The sequence below is a fragment of the Sphingobium sp. RS1 genome, assembly GCF_056156825.1.
In genome coordinates, this window is record NZ_JBLZXE010000002.1 from 621,561 (window position 1) to 647,032 (window position 25,472).

Below are 25,472 nucleotides of genomic sequence, written 5' to 3' on the forward strand. Positions count from 1 at the left end.
CGTTGCGGGTTCGGCAGAGACAGGGACTGCGACAGGGGTAAGATATACAGGCATGGTGCGCGGACTTATTCTGGCCATGCTGATCCTTGGGCTGGGTGGATGCAACGCGCACCAATCCACCTTTGCCGTGTTTGGCGCGGACGCCCGATCGATACGGCTGATCGCGATCATTCTGACGGTCGGCGCCGTGCTGATCCTGCTGGCTACCACCGCCCTTTATGTCCGCGCCATCCGCGCGCCAGAAGGCACGATCAATCACCGGCAGGGCATGACGCTCGTCCTGTGGCTGGGCGCGATCGGGCCGACGATCATTCTGACCGCACTTTTGCTCTTTGCGCTTCCTGCCATGCGACCGCGCACCGCTAACCCCAGCGACCTTGTGATCCGGGTTGAAGGTGAGCAATTTTGGTGGCGGGTGGCCTATGCCGTGCCCGGCGGACGCACAGCGCTGCTGTCGGCCAATGAGGTACGACTGCCCGTCGGGCGCACCGTCGTCTTCGAACTGACGGCTAGCGATGTCGTGCATAGTTTCTGGGTCCCCGGGCTTGGCGGCAAAATGGACATGATACCAGGCCGGACGAATCAGCTGGTGGTGAAGGCAGAGAAAGCCGGGCGCTTCCGCGGGGTCTGCGCTGAATTTTGTGGGCTTAGCCATGCGCTGATGGCGTTTGATGTGATCGCGATGGAGCCGAAGGCATTTGACGCATGGCTCGCACAAGCCCGCGCCGTCGTTCCTCCGCCCGCCATCGCCACCCCCGGCCGCACCCTGTTCGACCAACATGGCTGCGGGGGATGCCATGCCATCCGGCTCACGCCCCATAGCGGCATTGTTGGTCCCGATCTGACCCGGTTTGGCGAACGGGCGACGCTGGGCGCGGGTATATTGCTGCCGACGATGGAAAATCTCGCAGCCTTCATCCGCGCACCGCAGGCCGCCAAGCCCGGCGCACGAATGCCTGCCTATCCTCAACTAAGCGAAGCCGACGCACTTGCCATCGCCACCTACCTCAAGGCGCTCAAATGAGCTTACACGACCAAGACGATCCCGCGCTGCGGTCCGCACAGGAAGATCGACTGCGGGCCGTCTGGGCGCCGCCCAGGGGCCTGTTCCTGCGCTGGACCGACTGTAACAATAACCGTGTCGGCGTCTGGTATGTATTGACCGCCTTTGGATTCATGCTGTTTGCAGGCGTGCTGGCGCTCATCATGCGGACCCAACTGGCCGTGCCGGACAATGATCTGGTTGGTCCGAACAGCTTCAATCAGCTGTTCACCCTGCACGGCTCGATGATGATGTTCCTGTTTGCCGTGCCGATGTTCGAGGCGGTGTCGATCATCCTGCTACCCCAGTTGCTGGGCGCGCGCGACCTCCCCTTCCCGCGCCTTTCCGCCTTCGGCTACTGGTCTTTTCTCATCGGTGGCCTGTTCGTCGGCGGCTCCATCTTCTTCAACGCCGCGCCCGATGGCGGATGGTTCATGTATCCGCCGCTAACGACCCGGAGGGATCTTTCGGGCCTTGGCGCCGACATATGGATGCTCGGCCTTTCCTTCATCGAAGTGTCATCAGTCGCCGCCGCTGTCGAGCTGATCGTCGGCGTTCTCAAATGTCGCCCGCCGGGCATGCGATTGAACCTTATGCCGCTCTATGCCTGGTATATCCTTGTCGTCGCGGTGATGATCCTGTTCGCTTTCCCCCCGCTGATCGCAGGCGACATATTGTTCGAGATGGAGCGGCTGCTGAACTGGCCCTTCTTTGACGCCAGTCGGGGCGGCGACCCGCTGCTGTGGCAGCACCTCTTCTGGATATTTGGCCACCCCGAAGTCTATATCGTCTTCCTTCCCTCTATCGCCCTGTTCGCGATGCTGGTTCCCACCTTTGCGAACCGGCACCTGCTGGGCTACCCATGGATCGTGCTGGCGGCAGTGGGCACTGCCTTCCTGTCGTTCGGCCTGTGGGTCCATCATATGTTCACGACGGGCCTGCCCAAAATCAGCCTCGCATTTTTCTCCGCCGCGTCGGAAGCAGTCGCGATTCCGACCGGCGTGCAGATTTTCGTGTTCATCGCCACGATATGGGCGGGGCGCGTAACCTGGTCGACGCCTCTGCTCTACGCGACAGGAAGCCTTGGCATCTTCGTGATCGGCGGACTCACCGGCGTGATGGTGGCGGTGGCGCCATTCGACTGGCAGGCGCACGACACCTATTTCGTGGTCGCGCATCTCCATTATGTTCTCATCGGCGGGACGTTGATGCCGCTATTTGCTGGCCTCTATTATTATTGGCCGCTGGTGACCGGTAAGAAACTGTCCGACCGGCTGGGCCGCATCGCCTTCTGGATGCTGTTCGCCGGCGCAAACATCGCTTTCTTCCCCATGCATCTGTCTGGCCTGATGGGTATGCCGCGCCGGGTCTTCACCTATCCCGCCGAGCTGGGCCTTGGCGGCCTCAACATGGCGTCGACACTCGGCGCCTACCTGTTTGCGGCCGGTGTCGCCATCATCTGCGTCGATCTTTGCCTGTCTCCGCGGCGGACGAAAGCAACCCGTAATCCCTGGGGTGCAGGCACGCTGGAATGGCTTGCCCATCCCGATGACGAGGATTGGGGCATTCGGTCCGTCCCTTTGATCGAAAGCCGCTATCCGATCTGGGACCAGCAAGATTTCGTGAGAAAAGTGGACGAAGGCCGCTTCTTCCTGCCCGATGCGGAGGAAGGTCGGCGCGAGACGATCGTGACGACGGTGCTGGACGCGCGCCCGCTGGCGGTAATCCGGCTCGGCACGCCAAGCTGGAAACCGATGCTGACCGCCGTCGCACTTGGTGGCGTATTCATCCTAACCACTTATCATCTCTACTGGGCGGCGCTGGTGTGTGGCTTCGCCACCCTCGCCTGTACGATCTGGTGGCTGTGGACCGGCACGGCCGAAATCCCGGAAAAGCCTTGCAAGCCGATCGGCCACGGCATCGAACTGCCGCTCTATCTGTCCGGCCCCTCGGCGCCCGGATGGTGGGCGATGTTCATCACGATGATGGCTGACGCCACCGCCTTTTCAGGCCTCGTTTTCGGCTATTTTTTCTTCTGGACGCGCCATGCAGACTTTCCGCCAGCTGGCATGGCGGATCTCCCCTGCACCTTCTGGCCGATGGTCGCGATGGGGCTGGGCCTGACAAGCTGGCTGGCGACCCTGGCCGCGCGGGAAGTCCATGCGCGCAAAGGCGTCATGTTTGCCCGACTGCTCCTGATCGTGGGTATGGCCGCCAGCCTCGCCGGCATCGGCGCGGGGCTTGCCGGGCCGTGGGATATGGCCCCGCAGGCGCATAGCTACCCCGCGATCGTCTGGACGCTGGTGATCTGGACCACCGCGCATTCCGGCATAGCGGCCATCATGCAGGCTTACGCCCTTGCCCGAAGCCTCGCCGGGCGCATGGACCCGGTCCATGACGCAGATCTGCGCAACGTCACCGTTTATATGCATTTCTTCGCGCTCACCGCCATCGTCACATATGCCGTCATCGGCCTGTTCCCGGAGGTGGCATGAGCGATCGTCGCCCGCATTGGTCCGAACGGCTGAGGGTTACGCTCTGGACCCTGATCGTACCGCCAACGATCTGGGCCGGGCATTTCCTCTTTTCCTATCTCTGGGCTGCGATCTCCTGCGCAAAAGTAGGCGAGTTCGCGACCTTCCCGACACTCTTCGTTGTAGGCACGGTGATCGCGCTGCTGCTGATCGCACTGTCCGGCTGGGTCGCCTGGAATCAGGGCCGCATGGCCGGCGGCAGCGCACCGCACGAGGATTCAACCGACATTGACAGGCTACGCTTCTTAGCCAAATCGACCCTCCTTCTGGCCGGCCTTAGCTTTACAGGCGTGCTCTTCACGGCCCTCCCCGTTATCTTTCTGCCGGAATGTACATGAAGCGGGCCGCCTTCCTCACAGGCATTGCTCTGCTGCCGCTTGGCTGGCTGATGGCGGCCGGAAATTTCGGCATGATCGGTCATATGGCAGGGCATATGGTCGCGGTCGCCATCGCCGCTCCGCTGATCGCGTGGGGGCTGTCGGAAAGCCAGCTTGATCCTGCGCGCACGTGGCCACGCCTCGTCTCGCCCATGACGATGATGCTGCTGGAACTTGTGATTGTCTGGCTCTGGCATCTGCCTGCCCTGCGCTATGCCGCACAAACGCCGGTCATCATGGTCGCCGAACAGGCGAGCTTTCTCCTTGCCGGCTGGATGCTCTGGTCATCGGTCTTTCATGCTCCGCAGCGCGCCAGCGGCATCGGCGCGCTGTTGCTGACCTCAATGCACATGACCCTGCTGGGCGTCCTGATCGGGCTCGCGCCCCGGCAACTCTATCCAGCCATGCACCATGCTGGCATGGATGCGATGACCGACCAGCAACTGGGTGGAGTCGTAATGCTGCTCATCGGTGCGGCAAGCTATTTCATCGGAGGGCTGGTCCTCCTCGGCAGTTTGCTGCGCGATCGGGGGCGCATGATCCCATGAATGTCCGTGTCACATGGAAACGTCTGGCGCTGGCGGCTGCGATCATAGGAACAGCCGCCATGCTCTTCGCCTGGTCTGGTGCGACGCAGGTGTCCGCGTCCTCGGGACACTGGCGCATCACAGACTGGTTCCTTCATTGGGTCATGCGCAACAGCGTGCGAACATATTCAAGCCTGCAGACGCCCAAAGAGGTCAGCTCGGAAGAAGGGCTGGTCAGTGCGGCGGGCCATTTTCGGCAGGCCTGCCAAGTGTGTCACGGCGCGCCCGGCGTCCGCCCTTCGCCCGTCATGCAGGCGGCAACCCCGCCCGCACCCGACCTGTCCGTCACCGCGAAAGAATGGAGTGACCGCGAACTCTTCTGGATCATCCGCCATGGCGTTAAATTCACCGCCATGCCCGCCTGGCCCGCAGGAGAGCGCGAGGATGAAATACGTCATATGGTCGCGTTCGTACGTCGCCTGCCCGAAATGACGCCGCAGCAATATCGGGTGCTTTCCGAACAGGCCGATAGCACTGCCCTGCCCGGCGTGCGACCGGGCGTGCTGTCCAATTGCACCGCATGCCACGGCACCGATGGACGCGGGCGCAAGCAGGACAATATCCCGATACTCGGCGGCCAGAGCCCGGCCTATCTTCTTCGTGCGCTGAGATCCTACGCTAATGGCACCCGCAGGAGCGCCGTCATGCAGGCCGCCGCTGCGTCGCTGACGCCTGTCGAGATGGAGCAGCTTGCCACCCACTTCGCTGCGATGCCGGGACTTTCCGCAGTAGGCCACTCCGATAATCGCCTGATCACCGACGGAGATCGGGGCCGCCAGTTGCCCGCGTGTCGAAGCTGCCATGCCCCAGGCAAAACGGCCCCGATCCTTTCCGGACAAAAACAGGCCTATCTACGGACACGAATGCTACAATGGCGCGGTGACCCAACCGTTGTCGACGCTCGCAAGCCAGCAGACACGATGCCAGTCATCGCACGGCGCGTCTCGACGGACGAGATCGAAGCTGTCGCGACGGCTTTCGCGCAGTCAGCTCAAAGGAAATGATAATGGCCTGTTCCAACGCTCAGCTTCCAGGGAACAGGTCATGGCTTCCATCGTTACGCGTCGCACTGGCAAATTGGCTTCGCCAAACGGAGGAAAGATCATGTCGAACAACCGATCGGATATGTCCGGCATCGCAGCATGGGATGATCAGGATCTGGCCGAGGCTCATTTGCTCATCACCACGATGGTCGATTATGCGCCTGCCGACCAGGCCATATTCGAAGAACTTCATCGCCGTGCGACGGGCGGTATCAGGTCCGACGCGCAGGTTCGACCTTGGCCGCGGCTGTGGACGTTCACAGATATCGCATGATCTTCAAGACTGAGATATCGGCCCTATCAAACAATGACCTCTTCCAATGACAGCAGGCGCGATGCCGATTATCTGATCGACATGGCATCCATCTTCTCCCCTATTCCTGCGGCCGCGCAATCGATGGCCGTTGCGATCGATGCGTTCGACTGGTCGAGTACGCCACTGGGTGAGCGCACCCGCTGGCCAATATCGTTGCGGACGTCGATTGATATGATGCTGGCATCCCGCTTTGCCATGTGCCTCGTCTGGGGACCGCAACGCACCTTCCTTTATAATGACGCATACGCACCCTTCCTGGGCCTCCGGCATCCCACGGCTTTGGGGCAGCCGATGGAAGAGGTGTGGCCGGAAATCTGGTCGGATCTCGAACCGCTGATCGAGCAGACAATGCGTGGAGAGACGGTTGCCATAGAGGATTTCCACCTTGTCATGACTCGCCACGGTGCCGCCGAAGATACGTGGTGGAGTTTTTCCTACAGCCCGCTGCGCGACGACAATGGCGAAATCATCGGTCTGCTCGATATCGCGGTGGATACGACGCAGAAATTTACCGATGCCCGCCGGATCGCCGCAGAACGCGAGAAGCTGTCCGACAGCGAAAACCGCTTCCGTGCATTGGTCAATGCGACTTCCGACGTCATCTACCAGATGAGCGCGGACTGGCAGGAGATGCGGCAGCTTGATGGCCGCAGCTTTCTTGCAGATATGCAAAGCCCTTCGGTGCGGTGGATCGAAGCCTATATCCCTGACGAGGATCGGCCCGCCGTGCTGGACGCGATCCGGCAAGCGATCGAGAACAAGTCCCCCTTCATGATCGAACATCGGGTATATCAGGCCGATGGTGCCATCGGTTGGACGGCGTCACGCGCCGTGCCCATTCTGGGCGCCGATGGCGAGATCGTGGAGTGGTTCGGCACCGCCACCGACGTCACCGAAGCCCATAGCGCCCGCGCCGCCTTGGCGACCAGCCGCGAAAAGCTGGAACTGGCGACCCGCGCTGCGAGGATGGGACAGTTCGACTTCTGGCCACAGACAGGTCAACTCGATTGGGACGATCGATGCCGCGAGCTTTTCGGCCTCTCGCCGGGCACGTCAGTCAGCTATGAAAGCGCCTTTCTTGCTGGTCTGCATCCCCAGGATCGTGATGCGGCCGACGCGGCCGTCGGCGCAGCACTCGATCCGAAAGGCAGCCAAATTTTCGACACCGAATATCGCACGATCGGGGTCGAAGATGGGCTGGAACGCCATATCCATGCGCAAGGGATCGCCCTTTTTGACAAAGACATGCCTATCCGCCTGATCGGCACAGTGCAGGACGTTACCGCCGACCGCCGCCGTCAGGCCGCATTGTGCGAGGTCGAGGAACGGCTGCGTCTGGCAGGGCGGGCGACCAACGACGCGGTATGGGACTGGGATCTGCGCGGCAATCATGTCACCTGGAACGTGGCGCTGGAAGACGCCTATGGCCATGACCTCACCCTGGTCAAACCGACCGGCGAATGGTGGCTGGACCATATCCATCCCGATGACCGTGGCCGGATCAGCGACAGCATCCATCATGTGATCGACGGTGACGGCACCGACTGGAGCGACGAATATCGCTTCGCGCGTGGTGACGGCAGCTATGCCGATATCTTCGACCGCGGTTTCGTGCTGCGGGATGGCGCCGGCGCGCCACTGCGCATGGTCGGCGCCATGCTGGATGTGTCTGCTCGCAAGGCCGTCGAGCGCCAGCTTGAGGAGGACCGTATCCGGTTGGTGGAGGAGGTCGAGGCGACCACCGCCCAGCGAGACCGCGCAGAAGAAGCGCTGCGCCAGTCGCAGAAAATGGAGGCGGTCGGTCAGCTTACCGGCGGCCTTGCCCATGATTTCAATAATTTGCTGACCGGCATTTCCGGCGCGCTGGAGATGATGCAAATGCGCATCGCGCAGGGCCGTGTTGGCGAACTGGACAAATATCAGGTCGCCGCACAAGGCGCGGTCCGGCGAGCGGCAGCGCTTACACATCGGCTGTTAGCTTTTTCGCGACGCCAGACGCTCGATCCAAAGCCCACCAACGTGAACCGCTTGATCTTCGATATCGAAGAATTAATCCGGCGGACGGTAGGCCCGCAGGTCGAGGTCGAAACTGTAGGCAAAGCCGGTGTGTGGATGACGCTGGTCGATCCGAACCAGCTTGAAAACGCGCTCCTGAACCTGTGCATCAATGCCCGCGACGCGATGCCGCATGGCGGCCGCATCACGATCGAGACGGCGAACAAGTGGCTCGACGCACCGGCCGCGCGCGAGCGCGACCTTGATCCGGGGCAATATGTGTCGGTCTGCGTTACCGACACCGGAACGGGCATGACACCCGAGGTGATATCCCGCGCATTCGATCCCTTTTTCACAACCAAGCCCCTGGGCGAAGGTACCGGCCTTGGTCTGTCGATGATCTACGGCTTTGCCCGCCAGTCTGGCGGGCAGGTCCGTATCTACAGCGAAATCGACCTCGGCACAACGATGTGCATCTATATCCCCCGCTTCCTGTCGGACGAAGAGGAAGGATTGGATATCGCATTGTCCGAACCAGCCGCATCGGCGCTGGTCGCGGATCGGGAGCATAGTCGCGGTTGCGTTCTGGTCGTCGATGACGAACCGACAGTGCGCATGCTGGTCGTGGAAATCGCGGAAGAACTTGGCTTCCAGGTTCTTGAAGCCATGGACGGTCCCAGCGCGATGCGCATCCTGCAATCACACAGCGGCATCGACCTGCTGATTACGGACGTCGGGCTGCCCGGCGGCATGAACGGGCGGCAGGTCGCCGATGCGGCGCTCAGCCTCAGCCTTGATCTCAAGATATTATTTATCACCGGCTATGCCGAAAATGCGGTGATCGGAAATGGTCAGCTCGCGCCGAACATGGCGCTTGTGACAAAACCATTTGCGATGGATGTGCTGGCGCAGCGGATATTGGAGATCATGGCGTAAGGCGTTGCCACGCCGGCCATATGATATTGGCGTCCTTTATTGATCCCTTTGCCGTTCACGGCGTTGTCACCCGACAGCAAAGGAACAGCAATGATGATGCAGGCGGCTAGCGGCCTCGTTAAATATCATGGTCGGAGGACCAGAACTGCATCGCAGCCGGTCGCAAAATCGGTCGTCCCCTCCGCTTTACATCCTTCCAGCCACTCGCAAGCAGCGGCGCTGGGGCGCGCATGATCCGCATCGCCCTGTTGGCCTGCCTGACGCTCGGCGCGTGCGATGCCCTGCCCCGCGATCCGGAGGGGACTTCACAACGCATTGCCACTCAGGGCCATTTTCTGGTTGGTACGACCGACCCGTCGGCCCGCACCGCAAGCGAGACCGGGAAATTGATCAAAGAAATCGAAAGGCGGACCGGCGCCCGGTCGCAATGGGTCGATGGCGCGGGAGAGGCGCTGCTGAAGCGGCTGGATGGCGGCAGCCTTGACCTGGCCGTTGGCCGTTTCGCCGAGACAAGCCCATGGCTGACCGACGTCGGTTTCGGGCCGCCCCTCTCTGCGTCGGGGGTGAAGGGCGATAGGATCGAACTGAAGGCCGCGATGCGCAATGGCGAGAGTCGCTGGATCATGACCGTCGAGCGCGCCAGCCGCGCCATATCGGCAGAGGCACGGGCACAATGAGCGACAACAGTCTGCCGGACGAACTGTCCGAGACCATGGCGAAAGCCATCCGCCTGGAATATTGGAACATCTTCTGGACGCTGACCGTCATCGTTACGATGGGGCTGGTATTGGGCCAGAGCCAGACGATGAAGACCGCCTGGATTGAGGATACGCTGGGTCTGGTTCCGCCGATCATGTTCCTGATCGCCGCCCATTTGGAGCGCAATGCAGGCCGCTCGCGCCCTTTCCCCTTCGCCTTTGAGCGGGTCAATGGCCTCGGCTTCTTCGTAGCAGCGGTTGCATTGACGGCGGTTGGCGGGCTGCTGCTTTACAATGCGATCATGGCGCTCGCTAGCGCGGAGCATGCGACCGTAGGATCGATCGTCATTCTTGGGCAGGATATCTGGCTCGGCTGGCTGATGATAGCGGCACAGCTTTATTCCCTGATCCCGCCGCTGTTCATAGGGCGCAAGGAACTGCCGCTGGCGGAAAAGCTCAACGACAAGTTGCTGCACACCGACGCTCTGATGAACAAGGCCAACTGGCTGACCGGTGCGGCGGGCCTCGCCGGCATCATCGGGCTGGGTCTGGGCTGGTGGTGGGCCGATGCTTTGGCAGCTGCCATCATCTCGGTCGATGTCATCAATGACGGCTTCAAGGCCTTGCGGTCATCCACGGCCGAACTGGTCGACGGTTTTCCGCGCGCGCTTTCCAGCACTAACCTTTCAGAAGACGCCGAGAAGGTACGGGACCGTCTGCAAGCGGAGTTTCCCGGAGCCGATATCCGCCTCCGGGAAACCGGCCGTCTTATCCGCGCCGAAGTGCATGATACCCATGCGCCCAGCGAGTGCCGTCATCCGCGACATTACTGGCCTGGGCATGATGATCGCGCCTGGCGGCTTGCGCAGGTCAGCTTCATCCCACCCATCGAGGCTAACGACTAGAAAGGTCTTGGCTGAACCAGAGCATCGCTGCGTTTCTCCGGCCGGATATAGATGGATGTGAGTTCGGGCACGGCCGCCTTCATCTCGGCCTCTATCGTTTCGATCAGGCTTTCTGCCTCACCCATGGGCAGATGATCGTCAAAGTCCGCACTGATTGCGACGAAGACCGCATCGGGTGCGGTATGGATCGTGCGGACATGATTGACCGCCGTCACCGCCGCCCGGGTCTCAAGGATTCGCCAGACAGTCGCGATGATGGCATGATCGGCGCTCTCGCCGATCAGCAGGCCCTTGGCTTCCCTGGCAAGGAGCACCGCGACCATCGCCAGGATAAGGCCGATGGCGATCGAGGCGACGCCGTCGATCCGCGGATCGGCATAATGATGGCTCGCCCATACGCCAGCCCCCGCAATGAACAGGCCAACCAGCGCCGCGCTGTCCTCGAACAAGACGATGAACCCGGCCGGATCCTTGGACCGGCGGATCGACTGCCACCAGCCGCTTGCGCCTCGCTTCCCGTTGAATTCACGAACGGCCAGGGCCCAGCTTGCCCCCTCCAGCAGCACAGCAATACCCAGCACCACATAATTGATGGTCGGATCGCGCAACGGCTCAGGATCGGCGATATGCAGCCAGCCTTCATAGATGGAGACGCCCGCCCCGACCGCGAAGATCAGGATCGCGACGACGAACGCCCAGAAATAAAGCTCGCGACCATAGCCGAAAGGATGGGCGGCATCGGGCGGTCGCGCGGATTTCGCCTGACCGTAGAGCAGCAGCACCTGATTGCCGCTGTCGACCAGTGAGTGGACGCCCTCCGTCAGCATGGAGGATGATCCGCTGATCCCCGCCGCGATGAACTTGGCGATCGCTATACCGACATTGGCCAGCAATGCGCCATAGAGGACGATATTGGCGCGAAAACCACCCGCCGCCTTGCTATCTGCCACCACCGTCAACCGGGATAGGGTTGGGACCGGAGCAGCCCGGTGAGATGGGCGGCATTGCCTGCCACCATATTTGCGGTCTTCGTCACCATGTCCGGTGTATCCTTCAGATCCTTGAAGTCGGTCGATCCCATCGCCTCGCCTACCCAATAGCAGGCTGCGACCGCAGGAATCGTCCAGCCGCCATCGTTCAACGCCTGAAAAAGCTGGGCGGAGCAGAAATGCGCGCCATCCTCATTGCCTACGATCGCCGCGACCGCGACCTTGCCATAGCTTGGCATCCGGCCCTGATCGTCGGTTTCGGACAGGAAGGCATCCATCCGTTCCAGCACGCGCTTGGCAACACTGCTGATCTGCCCCATCCAGATGGGACCGCCAAAGATCAATATGTCATGGGCAAGGATTTTAGTCCGCAGCGCCGGCCAGTCATCGCCCTCCCCCTCGTCTGAGGTGACGCCCGGCTTGATGTCGAGCGCGGCTACCCGCACCGTTTCAGTCACGGTCACGCCCCGATCCGCAAAGACTTTCTGCAACACTGCGACCATCGCGTCGGTAGAGGACGCCTCGCTCGCGTCGGACTTCAATGTGCAGTTGAGGGCAAGAGCCTTGAGCGCCATCGCATATCTCCGGTTAATCTGGATCGGTATGATTTTTGCTGAACGCTTTGGCTGACCGTCTGTTCTCTCCTGCAAAGGAGAAAATCATGAGCGACACCCACGAGATGATCCACGAAGATGCCCTGCCCGGTCACGAAAGCCGGCTGGAGCCAAAGCCCGAATGGCAGCCTCGCTATCCCGGATCGGGTCGGTTGCAGGGCAAGGTCGCCATCATCACCGGCGCGGACAGTGGTATCGGCCGGGCCGTGGCGGCACTTTATGCGCGGGAAGGCGCGGACATCGCCATCGTCTATCTGCTGGAGGATGACGATGCGGCAGAAACGAAGCGCATCGTCGAGGCTGAAGGGCAGCGCGCCATCACCATCCGTACCGACATTGGCGAGAAGGCGAACTGCGATGCTGTTGTCGCTAAAACGATAGAGGCATTTGGGCAGATCGACATATTGGTCAACAATGCTGGCGAGCAGCATCCCGACAAGGACATTACCGATATCAGCGAGGACCAGCTTCGCCGGACGTTCCAGACCAACATTTTCGCCATGTTCTTCCTGACCCAGGCAGCGCGCCTCCACCTGAAAGCCGGCGCAGTGATCGTCAACTGCACCAGCGTCACCATGTATCAGGGGAGCAGCGAATTGCTGGATTATAGTTCGACCAAAGGCGCGATCACGGCTTTTACCCGATCACTATCGGAGAATCTGGTTGGTGAAGGCATTCGCGTCAATGCCGTCGCGCCGGGCCCGATCTGGACACCGCTCAATCCGTGCGGCGGAGCCAGCCCGGAAAAGCTGGAGCATTTTGGCGAGAGCACGCCCATGGGCAGACCCGGTCAGCCAAATGAGGTCGCACCGTCCTTCCTGTTCCTGGCCTGTGACGACGCCAGCTATATGTCAGGGCAGGTACTGCACCCCAATGGCGGGACGATCGTGAATGGGTAGTGCCTGAATGCCGCGCCGGCTCTCATCAATGTTGAGCCGGATTACGGCACCCGGCGTCCGACAACCAGATTGTAGACCAGCACTATTAGCGCCACGACGAGGAGCAAGTGGATCAAGCCACCGCCCACCGGGATGACAAATGCGCCAAGAGCCCACAAAATGAGCAGGATCAGGATAAGCGTCCAAAGCATGATCTCTCTCCCATGAACGGGTTATAGATTGTCAATCGTTACGCCCTTCGATTGTTCCGCTCGGTAGCCGATAGCCGCGAGTAGCATTTTGCCGTTCAGCAGGTGGACAAGGTCCCAGCAGGATGTGAAAGGCTGAAGGGTCCCAATTGGTCGTAGCGTATCTGATTCCCGCGTCGCGCGTTGTGCTACGCATGACAGACAGCTTCGCTCTGGTTCCCCATTTCATCACCCTGTCGATTGCTTATGCGCTGGCCATTCCGATTGGCTGGAATCGGGAGAAGGAAGAACGAAGCGCCGGCATCAGAACCTTCCCGCTGGTGGCGGTTGCGAGTTGCGGCTTCGTCCAGGCGGTTGAAACCATGATGGCACACGATCTCGCTGCCATTGCCCGCGTCCTTGAGGGGGTAATTGCAGGCATCGGCTTTCTCGGCGGTGGCGCCATTTTGCAGGGCAAGAATACAGTCAAAGGAACGGCGACTGCTGCAAGCTTGTGGGTCACCGGCGCCATCGGCGTCGCGGTGGGCCTCGGTAGCTATGATGTCGCAGTCGTCCTCTCCGTTTTTACCCTTCTGACCTTTTGGATTCTCGCACCGCTCAAATCCGAATCCAACGAGCGTGGCGACTTGAATGACAGCGCCTAACGCAGGAATTCGGCGGTCAGCCTCGACGAGTATGATGGTGTGCGGACCAACCCGCGCTCGATTCCGACATTGATCCATCCGGGCATGCGACGGCGAGTTTGCGTTGTTGCACAGTCCGTCTTGCTACCTCCCTGACCATCGATGGCACTGACGCCCGCCAAAAGCGTTGGTCCAGGAGAATATGAAAGGAACGAAATGCCGCATCATAAAGAACGAGAAGCCCGTAAACCCACTGTCACCCTCGCGCTTTATCTCTTTGTTGCCTCCATCGTCGCCGCCATTCTGGTCTTCGCCTGGACCGGCATGCACGCCTGACCGGCCCCTGCCCCAAATCCCCCCCCTGACGTGGGCAAATATAGACTTGGCCTCAGGAGAAGCTTGTGCACAAATTATTGATTGCTGGTTCTATCATCGCCTCATCGCTGGTGCTGGCGGGCTGCCAAAAATCAGCACCAGATAATGGCACTGCCTCCGCTGTCGATGGCCGCTGGAGCGAAGCCAATATCTCCGATCTCAAACGCGCTATCGACCAACGTGCCGCACATGGCCTCGACCATCTTTCTTTCGATTTCACGACGAAAGACGAGACAGCGCTCACCCAGACGGCAATACGTTTTGCGTCCGCCCTTGCGCAGGGCAATGCCGATCCGACTAAGCTGTATAGGGTCTACACGCTTGCACGGCCGACGATCGATCTGCGCGCGGGCCTGACCAAGGCGATGGCCGACGGCAACGTCTACGACTGGCTCAAAGGCCTGGCGCCCCAGACCGATAATTATCGCGGCCTTTCGAAAGCCTATGTGGCGTTGACCAAAGCGAAGACGGGCCCAGAGCCGACTATCCCGGCAGTGAGCAAGCCGATCCGGCCCGGCGAAGTGGATGAACGCATGCCCGCGATCGCGCGGGCCCTCATAGCGTCCGACTATCTCGACAAGGCGCAAGGCTCAGGCAACGGTTATAATGATGCGATGGTCAGAGCGGTAAAGCGCATGCAGACCGACTTCGGCATCGATCCGGATGGCGAGATTGGCGAGCGGGCGCTTGAGATCCTCAACCTGTCGGATGCCGATAAGGCGAAGACGCTTGCCGTCGCGATGGAGCGCGAACGCTGGCTTGAGAGAAGCCCGCCAGCTACACGCATCGACGTTAATCTTGCGACCGCACGACTGACCTACTGGCGGGATGGCAAGGTAACTGATGTCCGCAAAGTCGTGGTCGGTGAACCGGACACCGAAACACCGCAACTTGGGTCTCCCATCTACCAGCTGGTCGCCAACCCGACCTGGACCGTTCCACGCTCGATCGAGAAGAAGGAACTGGCTGCCAAGGGCGCCGCCTATTTCCGCCAGAACAACATGACTCGCAAGGATGGCTGGATCGTACAGCAGCCAGGGCCGAAAAACTCCCTTGGCCTGGTGAAGTTCGACATGAAGAATGAGCATCAAATCTATCTGCACGACACCCCGGCCAAGCAACTGTTCGCAGAAGTCCAGCGTCAGCGCAGCCATGGCTGTATCCGGGTCGAGGACGCGCTTGGCTTTGCGGCCATGTTAGCGAAGGATGCGGGGATCACTGACCAGTGGAACAAGGCGCGCGCGACCGGCAAGGAAAGCTTCGTATCGCTTCCCCATGAAATCCCCGTGCGCCTTTTCTACCAGACCATATTGTTCGATGACGAAGGGCAGCCGGTTTACCGAGCCGATCCCTATGGCTGGAACGATCCGGTTTCGGTGGCTTTGGGCTTCAAGGCGGGCAGCGGCGCCAGGTTGAAGCCGTCAGGCATGGACGTCGGCCCGTAATGGTTAGGTAAGTTGGAGAGACCGGCATGGCACGACAAGGCGCCATGCCGGTCTCGTCAGGCCACGAACTGAGCTATCGTTTCAGGCGTGATCATCTGCGCAAGGCGCGCAGCATCCCAGTTGCTCAGTCGAATGCAGCCATGGCTTTCCGATCGGCCAATCGTCGAAGGTTCGGGTGTTCCGTGAATGCCGTAATGGGGCTTGTCGAGGTCGATCCAGACTACGCCAACCGGGCTGTTCGGGCCTGGCGCAAGCTGCGCCTTTTCATCCCCCTTGCTCGAGTCCCAGAACAGGTCGGGATTATAATGATAGGTGGGCAGGAATGCCGTGCCCTTGATCGCCCATTTACCGAGCGGCAGCGGATCATGCTCGCTGCCGGTGGTGGCAGGAAATTGCGCCACGAGCCTGTCCGCAGCATCATAGACCTTGAGGAGACTTTGCGCCTTGCTAACTTCGATCCTTGCTGCCCTGGGCTGTTTCGCGCCGATATTCAGGGTCGCAAGCATCTGCCGCCATTTAAGATCCATCGCTTCATCATAGGCCTTGTCTGCCGGGATGAGGCCGGGAAGGATCAAAGTCTGTCCGGGCCTGGGATTTGAAAGGCCACGGTTGAGAGCGAACAAAGTGCCTGGCGTCGTGTGGAAGCGCTCGGCAAGCCGTTCAATGACATCGCGATAGCCCAGATAGGGAAGTCCAGCCTGGTCTGCGATGCGGCGCGGCAAATCGGGCGTGAAGGAGGCGTCCAGCGCATCATCCTTGAGGAGCATGCGAATGACGGTCGGGGCTGCACCTTGCCGCAGTCCGGCAAAGCTCGCTGCATCGAGCTTTCCGGATGGATCGATCCCATGAGCCTGTTGGAAAGCGGTCAGGGCAGCGACAAAGAACCGGCCATGGCGGCCGTCGATCACGCCGGGCCCGAAGCCGGCGCGATCGAGGAGAACCTGCGCTTCGAAGACTTGGCTATCCATGCTGGCAGGCAGGCTGACATGCGCCCCAGTCTGATCGATCAATGGCTGGGCAAAAGTGGAGGAACCGCCAAAAATGAGACCAATGGAGGCGAAGAACCATTGCATAGCGTCGTGATTGCGATCGCCCCCGCCCATCAGCAGCAGCCCGCCCGACACCGGATCGGGCGTGGGCGTGGTCAGCTTGCCCAGGCTGTAATGGCGATAGGCCGCCTCCTTCGCCTGCGCCCCAGAACCCATAGCTGCCATGCTAGTCGCCACGGCGGCCAACGCGATCAGGGCCTTCAGCCTGCGCCGCATATCAATCTCCTTCTTTCGATATGCGCATTTTCATGTCACATATTGTCCACGAAAACGAGAAGATGACGTGGAACCCGCCTTTTCATCACCGAATAAAATCCCTATGTGATAGTCGCATAGGAAACGCTGGAAAGCGGCCTTTGTCTCCCTGAGCAAATATCGGGACCAACGAAAATTTATGAACTTTGATCGACGGTCGGTGCTGTTTGGCGCCGCTGCCTGTGGCGCGAGCCAGCTTTTCTCGGCGGTCGCATGGGCTGCCATTCCTGAAAGGCGTTTGCTGTTCCACAACACGCATAATGGCGAGCGCGTGGATGTCTGCTATTATTCCGGGGGACGGTTCCGCTCGTCCGGGATTGCTGAGCTCAACCATTTTCTGCGCGACTGGCGCACTAATGATGTGACGCGCATCGATACCAAACTCTTCGACACTCTGGTCCAGCTTCAACATGCAACCGGCGCAGACAAGCGCGCGCCTTTTTCCCTGATTTCGGGCTACCGCTCGCCTCGTACCAACGGCAGGCTGCATCGCACCACGTCTGGCGTCGCGTCGAAAAGCCAGCATATGCTCGGCAAGGCGGTCGACATTAATCTCAAGAATGTCAGGCTGGCTAACCTGCACAAAGCGGCCTTGTCACTACGCGCGGGCGGCGTTGGCTATTATCCCGAAAGCAATTTCGTCCATGTGGACACCGGACGCATTCGACACTGGTAATAAAAGCGCACGAGGCGGCTACGTGATAAAGGTAATCCTCGCTCGGACACTATCAGCGAGAACAGAATGCTAGACATCCTTTATCGGATGGGGATGAGGGGCAAAGTCACCGTGCACGGCTTTCGGTCCCTCGCGAGCACGGTTCTCAACGAATCTGGCCTTTTCCAGCTCGACTGGATCGAGTTGCAGCTTGCCCACGTACCTCGCGGCGTGCGGGGAATTTACAACTCTGCGCGCTACCTTGAGCATCGGCGCAAGATGCTCAGTTGGTGGGGAGACTATCGACGCAGCGGAAGCGCAATGCAGCGCGCCGTGCGCCGCGCACGAGCTGGCTGACCCTGCGTCGACGGCCCCGCTTCAATGGTTTCAGTCCACCTGGTAGTTCCGCGGGGCTTCCATCCAGCGGCATAGCTCGGACAGACGCCAAGCGACAGCCCTTGGTCCAATGCGCTCAGGCCGGGGAAATGTCCCGGCCTGCATTTCCCGATATATGGAAGCCCTCGGCTTGCCGGTCTTTTCAATGACCTTACCGATGCGCAAAAACTGCTCTTCGAACTCTTTCATGGCATACCAATCATCAAGATCGGTCTGCCCGCCGAAGACATATATGGTCCCGTCTCGCGAACGTTCAAGCCAAGGGCCAAATTCAATGATGATCCACTGCGGAACCATGTTCCTGAAGCCCCGCCCGCTCCCCGAAATCACGGCGCATCGTAAAGGTAAATCATTCATCCCTTTAACCAGGCATTGATCTTAACCAGTTTGCTTGCAAGAGACGCAACTTCTGATGATCCTTGGCGATGAGCGATCGGTGTGGCAATCCATTCCTATCATGGCAAGCGACCGTCCAGCCGACAAAAAGCTGTCGATATCGCCGCAGAAAATTGAGAAAGCTCCCATTCGCGACGTTGCCTCTCGTCCAACGCACGTCGCACATACAGTGTGTCGGAATTATTCGCTCACGCCAGAACCGATCATACGCTGGATTTTTATACCTCTCGCATCGGCAACTTTTCGGCTGAACCAGTCCGCAAGAAAGGCTGTTTCCTTTTCTCCCATTGAAATCAGGCGTTTAATGTGTGCTGGATGTCAAGCGCCGGTATGAGATAACGACCACGGCTGAATGAAAGCATCGCTGTGGATGCTATCATCGATTAGCGGATGCGTGTGGCGACCGGACCTGATATGTTCTCACGCTAATGAGCGTCTCCCTAATCCCGACTCCTGATTTGACACCTGGTCCGCACGTTCCCGACTTCGTGGTGGTCGACGTCGAAACATCCTGTTCGCGCGTAAGCAGCATCTGTCAGATCGGCATTGTAGGGTTCAAGGACGGCGTGGAGACGTTCGAGTACGAGACACTGGTCGACCCGCTTGACCACTTCTCCTCCTTCAATACCCGTATCCACGGCATCACCAGCGATCACGTTATCGGGCAGCCGACCTACGGTCACATCCACGAAATCGTGAACGGTCACCTCGCAGGCCGCGTGACGGTAGCGCACTCCTATTTCGACAAAGGCGCCCTGGGCGCGGCATGCGCTGTTCATTCCCGCGACCCAATCGAGACGCGCTGGCTAGACAGCGTCCGCGTGGCAAAGCAAGCCTGGCCGGAGCTGGCAAGCCATCGCCTGAATGTCCTGGCGAAGTTCCTCGGAGTTCGCCACAAGCACCACGATGCGCTCAGCGACGCCCGCGCTGCTGGGATGGTGATCTTACGCGCCATCGACCATACTGGCATCGAACTGGCGGGTTGGTTGGTACCGGCGAACTTGCGTGCTGGTCCCGCACCAAAACCGGCACTAGTTGGTCCGCTCAAGGGCAAACGTATCGCCATCCTGGGCGCTCCCCGAGACGGGGCGCTGGCGCAGTTTCTCGCTTCAGCCGGTGCACGGGTGGTCGCCGCCGTTGGTTCGACGACGAATATGCTCGTTGTCAGCAACGACCAGCCATTCGGGCGCTTCTACACAGCCAACGTCGATTATCGACGTGCTGACGAGATGCGCCGCGCCAGTTCGGGTATCGAGATCGTGGTAGAAGAAGAGATCCGCGCGCGGCTAAACCTTTCCTCAGTATCCTGATCACCGGCCCGCGAGCTACTTAACGCCGATGCGACCGATGCGTGTTGTCGAGATGGCGCGCAAGCCGAAACTTCAGATCTATAGGACGTGGCCGGCTTCCGTGACTCCTATGTCATTGCGCCTAGCCAGACTGCTGCGCTGAAGGCGTGGGGAAGCGACTCCAACCTGTTGGCGGGGGGATCATTGAAGTTGTGGGCCAGAAGTCGTTGACGCGCGAACCGATCTTGATCGCATCCTATCTATTGAGAGATTTAGTCAATGAAGCGGCAGAGGGATTTCCGCTCGGTTTCAGTAGCCCGACAAACTTAAGCATTCTGTGCGTAATTGCCTGGCGACAAGAGAATAATCAAGAAGCCGATTTGAGGCTCTCTGCTTGCTTGTTCAGCTCCTCAACCTTCACTCTGGCTGCATCGCGAATGGATTTTGCACGCTGTTCCAGTTTATCAGCTTCTGCATCCGCCTCCGCTTCGATGGCACGTCCCTGATCTTCTAGCGCTTCGGCTCGGGAATCGCGGGCTTCCGCAGCGGCCCGATCTGAACGATCTGCCGCTCGACCGGCACGCTCGGCAGGGCCATCCCCTTCATACGGGACGCCAGAAGCGTTGGCAGCGGCCTCATCCCTTGCAGCGCCCGCCTTTTCCTTCGGTCCGTCGCAAGCGGCAATCGTGCAGGTGAACACTGCGGCTGTCATGACCATCGTCGTTGTTTTCATGCTGCACCAATTTCTAGCATCAACGCTCGTTCCTCAGTTTAGGAGACATGATGTATGAGTAACGATCGTGGTTAAAGGAAACGGAACACCGGCCATTTAAGGCGTTGTGGGCGTTTTGCTTACCTCGCGGACATCTTGGTTGGAACCACCTGATGCTCAATCAAAATTGGGCTCGACCGACACCGATTGTGCAATCAGCCGCGCATTGCCGAATGCGGTGAGGAAAGCGATATCCGCTGCGTCCCTGCCCACCCCGATTTTTACCATCGCGGCTTCCTTTGCCATCCCCGTCGGATCCACGAGGTGCCACTCGCCGCCTAGGAATATCTCTGCAACTGCGTGGAAGTCCGGGGGATTTACGCCTAAGGCGTAGACGCTTGCGATTCTGGCAGGGACGCCGGCGGCGCGCGCCAGGCAGATCATAAGGTGGGCGTAGTCGCGACAAATTCCCTGCCGCGAGATGAAGGTGTCGCTCGCTGTCGTTTTAACGTTGCTCGATCCCGGCACATAGCTCAGGTGGCCGTGAACCCAGTCCCGCATCGCCATTATGAGCTCGCCGCCTTCGGCCTTGCCGAATTCGGCATCGACGAACGTGTGGAACCGGTCGGACTCGCAATAGCGCGACGCCAGAAGGTAGGGTACGGTCTCACCTGGGAGCTGATGCGGTGGTACTTTGGGAAGCGTTCTGCAATCAGCTAGCAGGCGATTGACGGTTACGGTTGCCCGATAGTCGACGACCATCTTGCCCGAAAGGCGCAGCCAGATGCGTTCACCAATGCAGTCCTGAGAAGGTACACGCGCGACGTGCTCGGCGTCGGGCAGGATGAGATCTGACCACCCTACGGTCTGCTCGGGAATGGCGGCTGCTTCGACTTGCAAAAGCACATCGGTAGGTTCGTCCAGTTCATAGTCGAGATGCGCATGGATATTCATTTTCATGACGGATGAACCTTTTCGGGCGAAATGGCAGAATAAAATGTGCTCAGGGAGTTGATCGATCGCACAGCGTCGCGGCGAGCTCGATGACATGCCAAAAGCATTGAGGAGGCTGGCGATACACCTGTGCCGCCGATTCGATGTCAGTACTGCTACAGTCGGCCAAGCAGCTCGGCCTTCTTGACGGCATATTCCTCGGCGGTGATGATCTTCTTGTCGTGAAGGCCCGACAGCCCCTCTATTTTGGCAAAGATAGACGCGTGCTCATCTTCTATCCAGCCTCTGGATGGACGATCCTGGGCCGGACCCGTAGTTGAACCCTCAGTGCTGCCCAGCCCCTCTCGAGCGACATCATGCTTTTTTGAAACTAGTTCCGGCGGGCTCGGCTGCGGCTCCAGATGGCTGACCGGCTGAAGGCTAGACAATGACACCGGACCATTCTGGCTCGCCAAAGTTAAGCTCTGACCGTTTCCCTGCTGCTGGGCGAGTCCGGAAATCACATGGTCAGCCGTGTCGTAAATCGTCATGTGACCGTCTGTAACGACTGCGAGCCGCCGGCTTGCCGGAAACACGGCATAGTGCATCTGGTTCTGCGAGCCGGTGGCGGATGGCGTGCCGAGGCCTTCTGGCCAACGAGAAGACGCGCTGGAATCGGCGGAAGATGAGGCTGGCCTAGGCGGCGCAACAAAACTCAGATCCTGGATTGCGGCACGGGCCAAGTCATCGGCGAGTGCACTGATTTTTGCCTTTAGGCCGTTATTAAACATGTCGCCGATCATCAGCATGCCCCCTGTCGACCATTGGCCCATGCCCCCGAGATCTGGATGACTGAATTGTGCCTGATGGCCATTGCCCTCAATGATCGCTTGAAGCAGAACGGATGTCGCATCGGCGCTTACGCCATGTCTTGCAGCAGCCTCAACTGCAAGACGCTCACCTGCTTCTGTCAGCCGGCGAGGCAATGGAGCACCTTGCTGTTTGGTCTGAAAATCCATGCGGGTTGGACGAATGATATCCTCATCGGTTCCTTCCCGTCTTCGACGCCCGCAATGCAACGCTGAGTGCTATAACGTGGGTGGGCCGAACCATCTGGAAGAAATGCGGCCGATCGCCCGATCGATACTCTTGCAGTGGATCGTGATACCGTCGCTGACCGTAGAAACGTCGCAGGCTTGCGCTAGCGGCGATAGATGAGCAGAACCGCGACGACCCAACGCAAGATAAGCCTTCCCGTAAAAACCCCGATCTGCCGGACTGTGCCGGGTCGCTGATAGTAAGCATCTGCGGGCGGCCGTTAGAGCCCTTTCATCCGAGCGACCGTCAAACCGTAACTGATGATGCCCCACAGCTGCTCCCGGGCCTGAACGAGTGCCAAGCCCGGCAATTCGAAAGCGTAAGGATCTGCAATAGTCTCGTGCTATGAACTCGGAGCCTGCAAAGCACAGAGCAAGCAATCTAAAGCGATTTCGTGTCGGGAGGCAGTCTGGGCTCCTGCGCTTCGCCAGCGGCACCCTTTTTCACTGCGCTTTCAAATTTCGACGGATCGGTACCCGCAGAGGGCGCACCACCGCCCCCGGCACTGTCTTCATCATAATCTTCACTTCCGTCGTAAGTGCCACCTGCACCAGCGCCGCTGCCCTCGACCGGTCCGGAGCCCGGCTTGGCACGCTGTCCCCGATCGTGTGCGGAAGGCCGGCTAAGTGGGGTGATACCGATGCTTTCGTTGGTGGCCTTCTGATCGCTGTCATAGGCTGGCGGTGCGGACGGCTTGCGGTCATCCTTGCTCATATTGATCAGTGCTCCATTGCTTCGCGGAAAATCTCTCGTAAGCCGTCCGGCTAATCAGTGACCAAGATCCGCCGGCGAGCGCCGGTCGAAATCCGAACGTCCAGATCGTCCGACTGACGCGCCGCATGCTTACGCCTTGCGGTTCGACGCCGTGCTGCCCTCGATGGCTCTACACAGCGTCGCAACCGCAGACAGGATCAAACGCACAGGTCCCGAGATGCCATCTCAAGGAAGATAGCGATTTCGATAGGCGTCAGGGTGGAATAGTCCTCGACCATATCCCAGGCCGCAACCAGTTCCAAATCACTGAGCGACGGCAGAGCATCATATTGAAGCTTGGGCACGGCAGACTCCTTACTGGTAGCCCCCCTTTGCTTCCCGCTTCTCGGCAGCGTCCTTCTGGACATCTTCAAGCTCGTCGGTGTTGTCCTCATCGTCGACATCGACGTCTGTATCGGTACTATCAGCCTGTTCCGAGACTTGTTCAATCTCGTCACTCTGGACATCGAAATTTTCTTCGCCGTCGCTCGCTTCATCCACCATATCTCTCTCCTATGCTTGAGATAGAGCAACGGACCTACGAGAGCCTTGTTCCCGGCTTTTAATGCTTCACTAATCTGCATCAGTAGGTAATTCTTCGGTGACCGTACACTTAAAAAAAGGCGCCCCGCCCACCGGACGACGCGCCATAAGCTTTCCGCACAAAAGAGTCGACGAAGCGCATGAATCACACGAAGGACCGTGCGACGTCGAGTACATCAATTTGACCTCTATCCAGGCAGATTTCCAAAGAAATCAGCCTGATCCAGATCAGTCAGACCGGATTTCCAGTCGTGGACGAAGCGATCTTGCTATCTGGCGGCAATCTGGCAATCTTTTCTCCAGGGGCCAGCCCCATGACGGAACATGAATCTTGCCAAAGCTTGCCGAACGCGAGCTCGAAACAAGGCAGCGCAAGCTGGGCGATGAAATCGACGCAGCGCGCCTTCCCTTGCGATCACGCTATACCGCCATTGTCCAGCACGTTCCGATTGAGATGCTGACCGAGCGAGAACCGCGCGAATTAATCCAGCTTTTGGCCCAGCTCGGCCGCACTGCTGCCAGTGCTGCCCTCAAATACTTGCTTCCAGCCAATTCGCCCAGCAGAAAAACGGCGCCGCGGCGGACGTCCTCCGCCTCCCTCTCAACGGATCATTGCCGACTTGGCATTTGACCCGCCTGAATCAGTATATTGAAGAATAGCTATGACGCTGACCGATGTCATCGCCTCGATCGCCGCTGACGAAGGCCTTGCGAAGACCTCCGTCAAAAAATTGTGGTCGCCCTGTTCGTGCAGGTCGCAGCCGTCGAAAAGGACGAGGAAGTCTCTATCCCCGGCTTCGGCAAGTTCAAGGTTAAGCATAGCGCCGCGCGCGAAGGGCGTAACCCTTCGACCGGTGAGGCGATTAGCATCGCCGAATTCAAGAAGCTTGGATTCACGCATGCCAAGGCGCTTAGGGACAAGCTGAACGGCTGATAGATGCTCTGATCCTTAGAGCCTGTCTTGAATCTTATGCGTAACGAGCGATGCGCCTGATGAGGACGATGGCAGCGGCGGCATAGAGTAAGGCCGTTGCGGATTTGATGGTTCGCTCGAAGTCCTTGGCGAGACGGCGATTTCGATTGAGCCATGCGAAGGTTCGTTCAACCACCCATCGTCTGGGATGGACGACGAACCCGGTCTGGTCGGCGAACTTTCGGACGATCTCTATTGTGATGGAGGTGGCGTCCCGGACGCGATCGCTGTTGTAGGCGCTGTCGGCATAGGCATGCTCGACCAAGGGGTGCCGCTGGCGTGACTGCATGAGCAAAGGCACTGCGCCGTCTCGGTCCTGCACATCAGCGCCATGGACCAGCAGTTCGAGCGCACGGCCATCGGTATCGACCATGGCGTGGCGCTTGCGGCCCATGATCTTCTTCCCTGCGTCATAGCCGCGCGGTCCACCTGCTTCGGTAGTTTTCACGCTCTGGCTGTCGATGGCCGCCGCTGACGGCATCGCTTCTCGCCCTGCGCGAACGCGGTCCATCTGGACGAGATGATGGTTGAGACTTTCGAATATTCCATTATCACGCGTAGTGCAGAACCAGCGGTAGACCGTCCGCCATGGCGGAAAGCTGTCAGGTAAAAGCCGCCAGGGGCATCCTGCCCGCAGCAAATAGAAAATGGCCTCGATGATCTCCCGCATCGGCCAACGCCGTCGCCGCCCGCATTGGCATGGCGCGGGCAAATACGGTTCGATCAAATGCCATTCCGCGTCCGTAAGATCGCTTCCATAGCGAAGCTGCGCGCGGCTATGATGCGCGCGTGCGGTCGGGTTCCACATGATGGCTTCCAAGGTTGGTGTCGCAACCCCTCGGAATCATATCGAA

At 59.6% G+C, this 25,472-nt stretch carries 29 protein-coding genes and 1 pseudogene; 18 read left to right on the forward strand and 12 right to left on the reverse strand.

Annotation, left to right across the window (positions count from 1 at the left end; translation table 11 throughout):
• Positions 1-52 precede the first annotated feature (52 nt).
• The 9 genes from coxB (at position 53) to ACNHGR_RS04670 (ending at position 10,433) form a co-directional block, all read left to right on the forward strand.
• A complete protein-coding gene (gene coxB, locus ACNHGR_RS04630; protein ID WP_475284306.1) occupies positions 53-1,024 on the forward strand; it encodes a cytochrome c oxidase subunit II in 972 nt (323 codons plus the stop codon).
• On the forward strand, positions 1,021-3,537 hold the full coding sequence (locus ACNHGR_RS04635; RefSeq protein ID WP_475284307.1) for a cbb3-type cytochrome c oxidase subunit I: 2,517 nt from the start codon (positions 1,021-1,023) through the stop codon (positions 3,535-3,537). The genes coxB and ACNHGR_RS04635 overlap by 4 nt, the downstream gene beginning before the upstream one ends.
• Positions 3,534-3,914: a hypothetical protein gene (locus tag ACNHGR_RS04640; RefSeq protein WP_475284308.1), complete on the forward strand. Its 381-nt coding sequence runs from the start codon at positions 3,534-3,536 to the stop codon at positions 3,912-3,914. The genes ACNHGR_RS04635 and ACNHGR_RS04640 overlap by 4 nt, the downstream gene beginning before the upstream one ends.
• Entirely contained in the window at positions 3,911-4,501 is a 591-nt protein-coding gene (locus tag ACNHGR_RS04645) for a cytochrome c oxidase assembly protein (RefSeq protein ID WP_475284309.1), read from the forward strand. The genes ACNHGR_RS04640 and ACNHGR_RS04645 overlap by 4 nt, the downstream gene beginning before the upstream one ends.
• Positions 4,498-5,544: a c-type cytochrome gene (locus ACNHGR_RS04650; RefSeq protein ID WP_475284310.1), complete on the forward strand. Its 1,047-nt coding sequence runs from the start codon at positions 4,498-4,500 to the stop codon at positions 5,542-5,544. Before ACNHGR_RS04645 ends, ACNHGR_RS04650 begins: the two co-directional genes overlap by 4 nt.
• A gap of 40 nt (positions 5,545-5,584) precedes the next feature.
• Positions 5,585-5,857 carry a hypothetical protein gene (locus ACNHGR_RS04655; protein ID WP_475284311.1) on the forward strand — a complete coding sequence of 91 codons (273 nt, stop codon included), beginning with the start codon at positions 5,585-5,587 and terminating at the stop codon, positions 5,855-5,857.
• 33 nt (positions 5,858-5,890) lie between these two features.
• Positions 5,891-8,830 (forward strand): PAS domain-containing protein, encoded by a 2,940-nt coding sequence (locus ACNHGR_RS04660; protein ID WP_475284312.1) that lies wholly within the window; start codon positions 5,891-5,893, stop codon positions 8,828-8,830.
• A 230-nt stretch (positions 8,831-9,060) separates the two neighbouring features.
• On the forward strand, positions 9,061-9,507 hold the full coding sequence (locus ACNHGR_RS04665; protein ID WP_475284313.1) for a hypothetical protein: 447 nt from the start codon (positions 9,061-9,063) through the stop codon (positions 9,505-9,507).
• Positions 9,504-10,433 carry a cation efflux transmembrane domain-containing protein gene (locus ACNHGR_RS04670; RefSeq protein ID WP_475284314.1) on the forward strand — a complete coding sequence of 310 codons (930 nt, stop codon included), beginning with the start codon at positions 9,504-9,506 and terminating at the stop codon, positions 10,431-10,433. The genes ACNHGR_RS04665 and ACNHGR_RS04670 overlap by 4 nt, the downstream gene beginning before the upstream one ends.
• Here ACNHGR_RS04670 and ACNHGR_RS04675 read toward each other — a convergent pair.
• The gene (locus tag ACNHGR_RS04675; RefSeq protein ID WP_475284315.1) at positions 10,430-11,383 is read right to left on the reverse strand and encodes a cation diffusion facilitator family transporter; all 954 of its coding nucleotides are present in this window, start codon (positions 11,381-11,383) and stop codon (positions 10,430-10,432) included. The two genes, ACNHGR_RS04670 and ACNHGR_RS04675, sit on opposite strands and share 4 nt — an antisense overlap.
• 5 nt (positions 11,384-11,388) lie before the next feature.
• Entirely contained in the window at positions 11,389-11,997 is a 609-nt protein-coding gene (locus ACNHGR_RS04680) for a flavodoxin family protein (protein ID WP_475284316.1), read from the reverse strand.
• 86 nt (positions 11,998-12,083) lie between these two features.
• On the opposite strand from ACNHGR_RS04680, the gene ACNHGR_RS04685 reads away from it, so the two are divergent.
• Positions 12,084-12,935: an SDR family oxidoreductase gene (locus ACNHGR_RS04685; RefSeq protein ID WP_475284317.1), complete on the forward strand. Its 852-nt coding sequence runs from the start codon at positions 12,084-12,086 to the stop codon at positions 12,933-12,935.
• A gap of 41 nt (positions 12,936-12,976) precedes the next feature.
• On the opposite strand, the gene ACNHGR_RS04690 is transcribed toward ACNHGR_RS04685, so the two are convergent.
• On the reverse strand, positions 12,977-13,126 hold the full coding sequence (locus ACNHGR_RS04690) for a lmo0937 family membrane protein (protein ID WP_475284318.1): 150 nt from the start codon (positions 13,124-13,126) through the stop codon (positions 12,977-12,979).
• Positions 13,127-13,317: 191 nt separating this feature from the next.
• On the opposite strand from ACNHGR_RS04690, the gene ACNHGR_RS04695 reads away from it, so the two are divergent.
• From ACNHGR_RS04695 to ACNHGR_RS04705, 3 genes are all read left to right on the forward strand, one after another.
• Positions 13,318-13,767, forward strand: coding sequence for an MgtC/SapB family protein (locus tag ACNHGR_RS04695; RefSeq protein ID WP_475284319.1), 450 nt, complete (start codon positions 13,318-13,320; stop codon positions 13,765-13,767).
• Between the two features lie 141 nt (positions 13,768-13,908).
• Positions 13,909-14,082 carry a hypothetical protein gene (locus tag ACNHGR_RS04700; RefSeq protein ID WP_475284320.1) on the forward strand — a complete coding sequence of 58 codons (174 nt, stop codon included), beginning with the start codon at positions 13,909-13,911 and terminating at the stop codon, positions 14,080-14,082.
• A 65-nt stretch (positions 14,083-14,147) separates the two neighbouring features.
• Positions 14,148-15,566: a L,D-transpeptidase family protein gene (locus ACNHGR_RS04705; RefSeq protein ID WP_475284321.1), complete on the forward strand. Its 1,419-nt coding sequence runs from the start codon at positions 14,148-14,150 to the stop codon at positions 15,564-15,566.
• A 56-nt stretch (positions 15,567-15,622) separates the two neighbouring features.
• Here ACNHGR_RS04705 and ACNHGR_RS04710 read toward each other — a convergent pair whose 3' ends face one another.
• Entirely contained in the window at positions 15,623-16,831 is a 1,209-nt protein-coding gene (locus ACNHGR_RS04710) for a L,D-transpeptidase family protein (RefSeq protein ID WP_475284322.1), read from the reverse strand.
• A 178-nt stretch (positions 16,832-17,009) separates the two neighbouring features.
• On the opposite strand from ACNHGR_RS04710, the gene mepK reads away from it, so the two are divergent.
• Together mepK and ACNHGR_RS04720 are read left to right on the forward strand one after the other, a co-directional pair.
• Positions 17,010-17,546 (forward strand): peptidoglycan L,D-endopeptidase MepK, encoded by a 537-nt coding sequence (mepK, locus tag ACNHGR_RS04715; protein ID WP_475284323.1) that lies wholly within the window; start codon positions 17,010-17,012, stop codon positions 17,544-17,546.
• Between the two features lie 66 nt (positions 17,547-17,612).
• Positions 17,613-17,882: a hypothetical protein gene (locus tag ACNHGR_RS04720; protein ID WP_475284324.1), complete on the forward strand. Its 270-nt coding sequence runs from the start codon at positions 17,613-17,615 to the stop codon at positions 17,880-17,882.
• 30 nt (positions 17,883-17,912) lie between these two features.
• On the opposite strand, the gene ACNHGR_RS04725 is transcribed toward ACNHGR_RS04720, so the two are convergent.
• The gene (locus tag ACNHGR_RS04725) at positions 17,913-18,218 is read right to left on the reverse strand and encodes a helix-turn-helix transcriptional regulator (RefSeq protein WP_475284325.1); all 306 of its coding nucleotides are present in this window, start codon (positions 18,216-18,218) and stop codon (positions 17,913-17,915) included.
• Between the two features lie 590 nt (positions 18,219-18,808).
• Between ACNHGR_RS04725 and ACNHGR_RS04730 the strand changes: the two genes are divergently transcribed.
• Positions 18,809-19,627, forward strand: coding sequence for an exonuclease domain-containing protein (locus ACNHGR_RS04730; RefSeq protein ID WP_475284326.1), 819 nt, complete (start codon positions 18,809-18,811; stop codon positions 19,625-19,627).
• Positions 19,628-19,973: 346 nt separating this feature from the next.
• Here the strand turns inward: ACNHGR_RS04730 and ACNHGR_RS04735 are convergent, their stop codons facing one another.
• From ACNHGR_RS04735 to ACNHGR_RS04760, 6 genes are all read right to left on the reverse strand, one after another.
• The gene (locus ACNHGR_RS04735) at positions 19,974-20,339 is read right to left on the reverse strand and encodes a hypothetical protein (RefSeq protein ID WP_475284327.1); all 366 of its coding nucleotides are present in this window, start codon (positions 20,337-20,339) and stop codon (positions 19,974-19,976) included.
• Positions 20,340-20,495: 156 nt separating this feature from the next.
• Positions 20,496-21,278: a transglutaminase-like domain-containing protein gene (locus ACNHGR_RS04740; RefSeq protein ID WP_475284328.1), complete on the reverse strand. Its 783-nt coding sequence runs from the start codon at positions 21,276-21,278 to the stop codon at positions 20,496-20,498.
• Between the two features lie 149 nt (positions 21,279-21,427).
• A complete protein-coding gene (locus ACNHGR_RS04745; RefSeq protein ID WP_475284329.1) occupies positions 21,428-22,270 on the reverse strand; it encodes an SHOCT domain-containing protein in 843 nt (280 codons plus the stop codon).
• 460 nt (positions 22,271-22,730) lie between these two features.
• The gene (locus tag ACNHGR_RS04750) at positions 22,731-23,063 is read right to left on the reverse strand and encodes a hypothetical protein (protein WP_475284330.1); all 333 of its coding nucleotides are present in this window, start codon (positions 23,061-23,063) and stop codon (positions 22,731-22,733) included.
• A gap of 197 nt (positions 23,064-23,260) precedes the next feature.
• Positions 23,261-23,407: a hypothetical protein gene (locus ACNHGR_RS04755; RefSeq protein WP_475284331.1), complete on the reverse strand. Its 147-nt coding sequence runs from the start codon at positions 23,405-23,407 to the stop codon at positions 23,261-23,263.
• 10 nt (positions 23,408-23,417) lie between these two features.
• Positions 23,418-23,606: a hypothetical protein gene (locus ACNHGR_RS04760; RefSeq protein ID WP_475284332.1), complete on the reverse strand. Its 189-nt coding sequence runs from the start codon at positions 23,604-23,606 to the stop codon at positions 23,418-23,420.
• A gap of 370 nt (positions 23,607-23,976) precedes the next feature.
• On the opposite strand from ACNHGR_RS04760, the gene ACNHGR_RS04765 reads away from it, so the two are divergent.
• Entirely contained in the window at positions 23,977-24,276 is a 300-nt protein-coding gene (locus ACNHGR_RS04765) for a hypothetical protein (protein ID WP_475284333.1), read from the forward strand.
• A gap of 31 nt (positions 24,277-24,307) precedes the next feature.
• Positions 24,308-24,579: pseudogene (locus ACNHGR_RS04770) on the forward strand (HU family DNA-binding protein).
• 34 nt (positions 24,580-24,613) lie between these two features.
• Here ACNHGR_RS04770 and ACNHGR_RS04775 read toward each other — a convergent pair.
• The gene (locus tag ACNHGR_RS04775; RefSeq protein ID WP_475284334.1) at positions 24,614-25,426 is read right to left on the reverse strand and encodes an IS5 family transposase; all 813 of its coding nucleotides are present in this window, start codon (positions 25,424-25,426) and stop codon (positions 24,614-24,616) included.
• Positions 25,427-25,472: the final 46 nt, after the last annotated feature.

Bases quoted from the DNA above. Each gene is read 5' to 3' on its own strand.
- ACNHGR_RS04680 (WP_475284316.1), bottom strand. From the start codon at position 11,997: ATGGCGCTCAAGGCTCTTGCCCTCAACTGCACATTGAAGTCCGACGCG.
- ACNHGR_RS04775 (WP_475284334.1), bottom strand. From the start codon at position 25,426: ATGTGGAACCCGACCGCACGCGCGCATCATAGCCGCGCGCAGCTTCGC.
- ACNHGR_RS04760 (WP_475284332.1), bottom strand. From the start codon at position 23,606: ATGGTGGATGAAGCGAGCGACGGCGAAGAAAATTTCGATGTCCAGAGT.
- ACNHGR_RS04735 (WP_475284327.1), bottom strand. From the start codon at position 20,339: ATGAAAACAACGACGATGGTCATGACAGCCGCAGTGTTCACCTGCACG.
- ACNHGR_RS04660 (WP_475284312.1), top strand. From the start codon at position 5,891: ATGACCTCTTCCAATGACAGCAGGCGCGATGCCGATTATCTGATCGAC.
- ACNHGR_RS04745 (WP_475284329.1), bottom strand. From the start codon at position 22,270: ATGGATTTTCAGACCAAACAGCAAGGTGCTCCATTGCCTCGCCGGCTG.
- ACNHGR_RS04750 (WP_475284330.1), bottom strand. From the start codon at position 23,063: ATGAGCAAGGATGACCGCAAGCCGTCCGCACCGCCAGCCTATGACAGC.
- ACNHGR_RS04695 (WP_475284319.1), top strand. From the start codon at position 13,318: ATGACAGACAGCTTCGCTCTGGTTCCCCATTTCATCACCCTGTCGATT.
- mepK (WP_475284323.1), top strand. From the start codon at position 17,010: ATGAACTTTGATCGACGGTCGGTGCTGTTTGGCGCCGCTGCCTGTGGC.
- ACNHGR_RS04650 (WP_475284310.1), top strand. From the start codon at position 4,498: ATGAATGTCCGTGTCACATGGAAACGTCTGGCGCTGGCGGCTGCGATC.
- ACNHGR_RS04725 (WP_475284325.1), bottom strand. From the start codon at position 18,218: ATGGTTCCGCAGTGGATCATCATTGAATTTGGCCCTTGGCTTGAACGT.
- ACNHGR_RS04690 (WP_475284318.1), bottom strand. From the start codon at position 13,126: ATGCTTTGGACGCTTATCCTGATCCTGCTCATTTTGTGGGCTCTTGGC.
- ACNHGR_RS04640 (WP_475284308.1), top strand. From the start codon at position 3,534: ATGAGCGATCGTCGCCCGCATTGGTCCGAACGGCTGAGGGTTACGCTC.
- coxB (WP_475284306.1), top strand. From the start codon at position 53: ATGGTGCGCGGACTTATTCTGGCCATGCTGATCCTTGGGCTGGGTGGA.
- ACNHGR_RS04670 (WP_475284314.1), top strand. From the start codon at position 9,504: ATGAGCGACAACAGTCTGCCGGACGAACTGTCCGAGACCATGGCGAAA.
- ACNHGR_RS04685 (WP_475284317.1), top strand. From the start codon at position 12,084: ATGAGCGACACCCACGAGATGATCCACGAAGATGCCCTGCCCGGTCAC.
- ACNHGR_RS04720 (WP_475284324.1), top strand. From the start codon at position 17,613: ATGCTAGACATCCTTTATCGGATGGGGATGAGGGGCAAAGTCACCGTG.
- ACNHGR_RS04710 (WP_475284322.1), bottom strand. From the start codon at position 16,831: ATGCGGCGCAGGCTGAAGGCCCTGATCGCGTTGGCCGCCGTGGCGACT.
- ACNHGR_RS04635 (WP_475284307.1), top strand. From the start codon at position 1,021: ATGAGCTTACACGACCAAGACGATCCCGCGCTGCGGTCCGCACAGGAA.
- ACNHGR_RS04700 (WP_475284320.1), top strand. From the start codon at position 13,909: ATGGCACTGACGCCCGCCAAAAGCGTTGGTCCAGGAGAATATGAAAGG.
- ACNHGR_RS04665 (WP_475284313.1), top strand. From the start codon at position 9,061: ATGATCCGCATCGCCCTGTTGGCCTGCCTGACGCTCGGCGCGTGCGAT.
- ACNHGR_RS04655 (WP_475284311.1), top strand. From the start codon at position 5,585: ATGGCTTCCATCGTTACGCGTCGCACTGGCAAATTGGCTTCGCCAAAC.
- ACNHGR_RS04645 (WP_475284309.1), top strand. From the start codon at position 3,911: ATGAAGCGGGCCGCCTTCCTCACAGGCATTGCTCTGCTGCCGCTTGGC.
- ACNHGR_RS04740 (WP_475284328.1), bottom strand. From the start codon at position 21,278: ATGAAAATGAATATCCATGCGCATCTCGACTATGAACTGGACGAACCT.